The organism is Roseovarius sp. (assembly GCF_018066915.1).
GTDB lineage: Bacteria > Pseudomonadota > Alphaproteobacteria > Rhodobacterales > Rhodobacteraceae > Roseovarius.
This window is the reverse complement of the sequence record NZ_JAGPVV010000063.1, coordinates 1-5994: the sequence shown is the minus strand read 5'-3', so window position 1 is coordinate 5994 and position 5994 is coordinate 1. Positions and strand designations below refer to the sequence as shown.

General features: G+C 65.8%; 7 protein-coding genes. 4 read left to right on the top strand and 3 right to left on the bottom strand.

All coding sequences use genetic code 11. The annotated features are described in order from the left end of the window. The 4 genes from KBT70_RS03985 to KBT70_RS03970 all read left to right on the top strand — a co-directional run. Positions 1 to 1482 (top strand): alanine--tRNA ligase-related protein (locus KBT70_RS03985; RefSeq protein WP_296629072.1); only part of this gene is annotated, 1482 nt, incomplete at its 5' end. A 9-nt stretch (positions 1483 to 1491) separates the two neighbouring features. After that, positions 1492 to 1776 carry a DUF1330 domain-containing protein gene (locus KBT70_RS03980; protein WP_296629070.1) on the top strand — a complete coding sequence of 95 codons (285 nt, stop codon included), beginning with the start codon at positions 1492 to 1494 and terminating at the stop codon, positions 1774 to 1776. A 24-nt stretch (positions 1777 to 1800) separates the two neighbouring features. After that, positions 1801 to 2088, top strand: a complete 288-nt coding sequence (locus KBT70_RS03975) for a DUF1330 domain-containing protein (protein WP_296629068.1) — start codon at positions 1801 to 1803, stop codon at positions 2086 to 2088. A 53-nt stretch (positions 2089 to 2141) separates the two neighbouring features. Next, complete coding sequence (locus KBT70_RS03970; protein ID WP_296629066.1) at positions 2142 to 2687, top strand: histidine phosphatase family protein; 546 nt, start codon at positions 2142 to 2144, stop codon at positions 2685 to 2687. A gap of 38 nt (positions 2688 to 2725) precedes the next feature. Here the strand turns inward: KBT70_RS03970 and typA are convergent, their stop codons facing one another. The 3 genes from typA to ssb form a co-directional block, all read right to left on the bottom strand. Then, a complete protein-coding gene (typA, locus tag KBT70_RS03965; protein WP_296629064.1) occupies positions 2726 to 4546 on the bottom strand; it encodes a translational GTPase TypA in 1821 nt (606 codons plus the stop codon). Between the two features lie 86 nt (positions 4547 to 4632). After that, the gene (locus tag KBT70_RS03960; RefSeq protein WP_296629062.1) at positions 4633 to 5565 is read right to left on the bottom strand and encodes a GNAT family N-acetyltransferase; all 933 of its coding nucleotides are present in this window, start codon (positions 5563 to 5565) and stop codon (positions 4633 to 4635) included. 49 nt (positions 5566 to 5614) lie between these two features. Continuing rightward, positions 5615 to 5994: single-stranded DNA-binding protein (gene ssb / locus KBT70_RS03955; protein WP_296629060.1), on the bottom strand; the 380-nt coding region annotated here is incomplete at its 5' end.

The window sequence follows — 5994 nt, the reverse complement described above, 5'->3', positions numbered from 1 at the left end:
CTCGATCTCACGCAGGATGCGCTGCGGGAGAAGGGTCGCGAGGTGGATACCGCAGGCTTTGACGCAGCCATGGCCGAGCAGAAGGCCAAGGCGCGCGCGGCTTGGGCGGGCACTGGCGAGGCAGCCGATCAGGCGGTGTGGTTTGATATTGCCGAGGAAAAGGGCACGACCGATTTTCTGGGCTATGACACGGAGCGGGCCGAGGGGCAGATTGCGGCGCTTGTGTCCGAGGGCGCGCGCGTGGGCCATGCGGCCGCGGGGGCGAGCATTCAGATCGTGCTGAACCAGACGCCGTTCTATGCGGAATCGGGCGGTCAGGTGGGCGACAGCGGCACGCTCAAGACCGAGACGGGCCGCGTGCGCGTGACCGACACCAAGAAGGTGGCGGGGCTCTTCGTGCATATGGCCGTGGTTGAGGAGGGCGAGATCAAGGCGGGGCAGGCCGCGCAACTCGAGGTGAACCATGCCCGCCGCAGCGCCATTCGGGCCAATCACTCGGCGACGCATCTGTTGCATGAGGCGTTGCGCGGTGCGCTTGGGGATCATGTAGCGCAGCGCGGCTCGCTGAATGCCGAGGATCGGCTGCGGTTTGATTTCAGCCATACCAAGGCGCTGAGTGCCGAGGAGTTGGAGCAGGTCGAGCGCGAGGTCAACGCGTATATCCGGCAGAATGCGCCGGTCGAGACGCGGATCATGGCCCCCGATGACGCGCGCGCGCTCGGGGCACAGGCGCTCTTTGGCGAGAAATACGGCGACGAGGTGCGGGTCGTGTCGATGGGGCAGGCCGAGGGATCGGGCAAAGGGGCCGATGGGCGGACCTATTCGATCGAGCTTTGCGGCGGCACGCATGTGCGGCGCACGGGCGATATCGGCGTTTTTGTGGCGCTTGGCGATTCGGCGTCGAGTGCCGGTGTGCGACGGATCGAGGCGCTGACCGGGGCGGCGGCGTTCGATTATCTGAGCGGGCAGGCGGCGCGTCTGGGGCAGGTGGCCTCGGACCTAAAGGCGCGACCCGAGGATGTGGGAGAGCGCGTCAAGGCGCTGATGGACGAGCGCCGCGCGCTGGCCAATGAGGTGGCGCAACTGCGTCGCGAGCTCGCCATGTCGGGCGGGGCCGGGCAGGGCGGCGGCGCAGAGGCGCGCGAGGTGGGCGGTGTCAAGCTCATCGCGCAGGTGCTGGCGGGCGTGCAGGGCAAGGACCTGCCACCGCTGATTGACGAGATGAAGGCGCGGCTTGGCTCTGGTGCGGTCTTGCTTATTGCCGATACCGGCGGCAAGGTGGCTGTGGCGGCGGGCGTGACCGACGATCTGACCGACCGGATTTCGGCGGTGGAGATGGTGCGCGCGGCGGTGGCCGAACTGGGCGGCAAGGGGGGCGGTGGCCGCCCGGACATGGCGCAGGGCGGCGGCACGAGCATGGACGGGGCCGAGGCCGCGATTGCGGCGGCAACCGGGGTTATCGAGGGGGTCATGACCTCCTAGGGAGGATGGATGAGCGCCTATATCATTGCCCGGATCACGGTCACGAATCCGCTGGATTATCAATCCTATGCCAGCCAGACCGTAGCGACCGCCGAGAAATTCGGCGGACGGTTTCTGGTCAAGGGGGGCGCGCAGGAGGTGCTGGAGGGCAATTGCCCCGACCGGCATGTCATCATCGAATTCCCCGACCGGGCGAGGGCGCTGGAGTGGTATGGCTCTGATGCCTATCGGCGTATTTTGCCGCTGGCGCTGAATAGCAGCGAGCGTGATATCGTCCTTGTGGACGGTATTTAACTGAAAAGACAGGAGTTTTACCCGATGCCAGCCCTCTGGATTGCCCATGTGACCGTGACGGATACCGAGGCCTATGGCCGCTATGCCGCGCTTGCCGGACCGGCGATTACCAAGCATGGCGGCGTGTTTATCGCGCGCGGCGGGCGGTTCGTGCAGTTGGAGGGCAAGGAGCGGCCGCGCAATGTGGTGGCGCGGTTCCCGAGCGTCGAGGACGCCGAAGCCTGTTACCACAGCCCCGAATATCAGGCGGCGCTCGATCATGCGCGGGGCGCATCCGAGCGGGAATTGGTGATCGTCGAAATCACCGAGTAGGCTGGACCGTCCGACGCCTGGCCCTAGCTCTTGTCGGAAGACAGGAGCGGGCGATGCGGGTTTTTCTGACACTTTGGTTGATTTTTGTGGGGAGCCTTGCGGCGGCGCAGGATCTTTCGGCGCTTAAGTCGCCGGGGGTTGTGGCGCTGATGCGGCATGCCTTGGCACCGGGGACCGGTGATCCTGCGGGATTTCGGTTGGGGGACTGCGCGACGCAGCGCAATCTGGATGCGCGGGGGCGGGCGCAGGCGCAGGAGACCGGCGCGGCCTTGCGGGCGGCGGGGGTCGAATTTGATCAGGTTTGGTCAAGCCGCTGGTGCCGGGCGCGTGACACGGCGAAGTTGATGGGCATGGGCGCTGTGGTGGAACAGCCACCGCTCGATTCTTTTTACGCAGGCCAAGGCGATCCCGACCGGCAGACCGCCGCGACCTTGGCCCTGATTGAGGCGTTGCCAGAGGCGACGCGGGTGTTGATCGTGACCCATCAGGTCAATATCACGGCGCTGACCGGGCTTGGCGCGGGATCGGGCGAGATCATCGTGACGCGGCGGGGGCCAGAGGGGCTGATCCCCGTGGGGCGCTATATGATTGCCCCCTGAAAGCAAAAGCCCCGGCGCGAGGGCCGGGGCGATGTGGTTCAGTCCTTTTTCGACATGCGCTTGCGCTCATGCGGGTCGAGATAGCGTTTGCGCAGGCGGATCGACTGCGGTGTGACCTCGACCAGTTCGTCATCGTCGATATAGGCGATGGCCTCTTCCAGGCTCATGGTGATGGGCGTGGTCAGGCGCACGGCCTCGTCGGTGCCGGAGGCGCGGACGTTCGTCAGCTTTTTGCCCTTGAGGGGGTTCACCTCGAGGTCGTTGTCGCGGCTGTGCTCGCCGATGATCATGCCGGTATAGATCTTGGCCTGCGGGCCGAGGAACATGCGGCCCCGCTCTTCGAGATTCCAGAGGGCGTAGGCCACCGCCTCGCCATTTTCCATCGAGATGAGCACGCCCGCGCGCCGACCGGGGATCGGGCCGCGATGGGGTGCCCAAGAATGGAACACGCGGTTGAGCACGCCGGTGCCACGCGTGTCGGTGAGGAATTCGCCATGATAACCGATGAGCCCGCGCGATGGCACATGGGCGATGATCCGGGTCTTGCCCGCGCCCGAGGGTTTCATCTCGACCAGATCGCCGCGCCGGGGCCCGGTGATCTTCTCGATCACGGCGCCGGTGTATTCGTCGTCCACGTCAATGGTGACTTCTTCGATCGGTTCCAGCCGCTCGCCTTTTTCGCCTTCGCGCATGAGGACTTGCGGGCGGGAAATGCTGAGTTCAAAGCCTTCGCGGCGCATGTTCTCGATCAGCACGCCCATCTGCAATTCGCCGCGCCCGGCCACCTCGAAAGCGTCGCCGCCCGGTGTGTCGGTCACTTTGATGGCGACGTTCGATTCGGCCTCTTTCATCAGGCGCTCGCGGATCACCCGGCTCTGGACCTTTTTGCCTTCGCGCCCGGCAAGGGGGCTGTCGTTGATGCCGAAGGTGACGGTGATGGTGGGCGGATCAATCGGCTGTGCCGCGATCGGGTCTTCGACGGCGAGGGCGCAGATCGTGTCGGCCACGGTCGCCTTTGTCATGCCCGCGAGGCTGACGATGTCGCCGGCGCTGGCCTCTTCGATGTCCTGGCTCGACAGGCCGCGGAAGGCCTGAATCCGGGTCACGCGGAACTGTTCGATCTTTTGGCCGATGCGGCTGAGGGCCTGCACGGTCTGGCCCACCTTGAGGCGGCCCGATTCGACGCGGCCGGTAAGCAGGCGGCCGACAAAGGGATCAGCCCCGAGCGTGGTGGCCAGCATGCGGAAATCGTCGTCGATATGGGCGAGTTGCTTGGGCGCAGGCACATGGTTGACGATGAGATCAAAGAGGGCCGAGAGGTCCTTGCGCGGGCCGTCAAGCTCGTGATCGGCCCAACCGGCGCGGCCAGAGGCATACATATGCGGGAAATCGAGTTGATCGTCATTGGCCTCGAGCGAGGCGAAGAGATCGAAACACTCGTTCAGCGCGCGGTCGGGTTCGGCATCGGGTTTGTCGACCTTGTTGAGCACGACGATGGGGCGCAGGCCGAGGCGCAGCGCCTTGGCGGTCACGAATTTCGTTTGCGGCATCGGGCCTTCGGCGGCATCGACGAGAAGGACGACACCATCGACCATCGACAGGATACGCTCGACTTCGCCGCCGAAATCGGCGTGGCCGGGGGTGTCGACGATATTGATGCGGGTCTTCTTGTAGAGAACGCTGGTGGGTTTGGCGAAGATGGTGATGCCGCGCTCGCGCTCCAGATCGTTGCTGTCCATGGCGCGTTCGTCGACGGCCTGATTGGCGCGGAAGGCGCCTGATTGTTTCAGCAATTGGTCGACGAGCGTGGTCTTGCCGTGGTCGACATGGGCGATGATGGCGATATTGCGCAGATCCATGGGGTGTAGCTGTCCTGACATTGTTCGCCTGCGCCCTATACGCCGCGACGCGGAAAGACCAGAGGCAAAGCGCCCCTGAGGCCGGATCATGCCGCGTGGTTGTGTCGCTTTGGGAACAGGGGGGTGACACGGGGCAGGGCCAGCATACTCGGACCGAGGCGTTGTGCCAAGGCACCGCTGCCCAGTTTGAAGCGCGCAAGGCCCGGAGATAGCGTAGTATCGGCGGGGCCGAGATCGAGCCGTGCGATGCCGCCTTCGGCCAGCGTATTGGCGGCCTGCCAGAGAAGGAGCGTGTGCGCCGAGAGGCGGCGCCCCTCGGGCCCGGTCCAGCCGATGTGATAGGTGGCGGTGTCGCCATGGGTGAGGATCAGCAGATGTGCGAGGTGCTGGCCCTTGTGCTCTGCCGACCAGACCTGCGCGGCACCAGGGTTTTGCGCGGCATAGGCCAGCGTGAAGGCCGGAGGCAGGGCGCGGTAGCGGCGGGCGCGTTGCTGCGCCGCTTCTTGGGTCAGCAGGGAGTGGTGCCTGGTGGAATCGAACGCGGTTTCATGGAGCGTAAGCCCCGCGCCCTGAGCATGGCGCAGACGGTTGCGCCATTTGCCATGCAGGGCAGCAAGGCGCATGGGCATGGGCAGGCGCAGATCGAGTTCGGCCAGCGTCTGACCGGGGATGAGCGCGCGGTAGCCATGGCAGGCCAAGTGGCTGGCCTCTGCGGCGCTGCTGGCATTGGCGAGCCAGAGGCCGCCGGGCAGGGCATGGCGCAAGGCGCTGAGAAAGGCGTCGCGGTCAGCGGCGGGCAGGTCCGGTGCCCAGATCGGGCCGCGCGGCATCCATGTGAGGGTGAGTGGGCCAAGACGGCGGCGCACCACTTGCGCCTGAGCGCGCGGTTGCCCGTCCTGCGTGGCGCGCAGGGTCTGAACGACAACACCCATGGCGGTGAGCGCGCGGGCATAGTGCGGCTGTTGGTGCAGCGGGGCCATGCCGGGAGGCGGGCTGGGATCGGAGAGGTAGAGGTCCATGCGCCCGATCAGAGCGCAGGGACCGTTAAGGGCGGGTTAAAGCCGGGCGTCAGAACGGGATTTCGTCATCCATATCGCGTGAAGGTCGGGCACCGCCGCCCCCCGAAGCAGGTGCCGGGGCAGAGCCGTAATCGCCGCCGTAGCCCTGATCCTGACCGCCGCCATAGCTGCCGCCGCCGCCACTGGCCCCGCCTTCGCCGCGCCCATCGAGCATGACGAGGGTCGATTCGAAGTTCTGAAGCACGATTTCGGTGCTGTATTTATCCTGACCGGACTGATCCTGCCATTTGCGGGTCTGCAGCTTGCCCTCGATATAGACCTTGGAGCCTTTGCGCAGATACTGCTCGGCCACGCGCACCAGACCTTCGGAGAAGATGGCGACGGTGTGCCATTCGGTGCGCTCGCGGCGTTCGCCGGAGTTGCGATCCT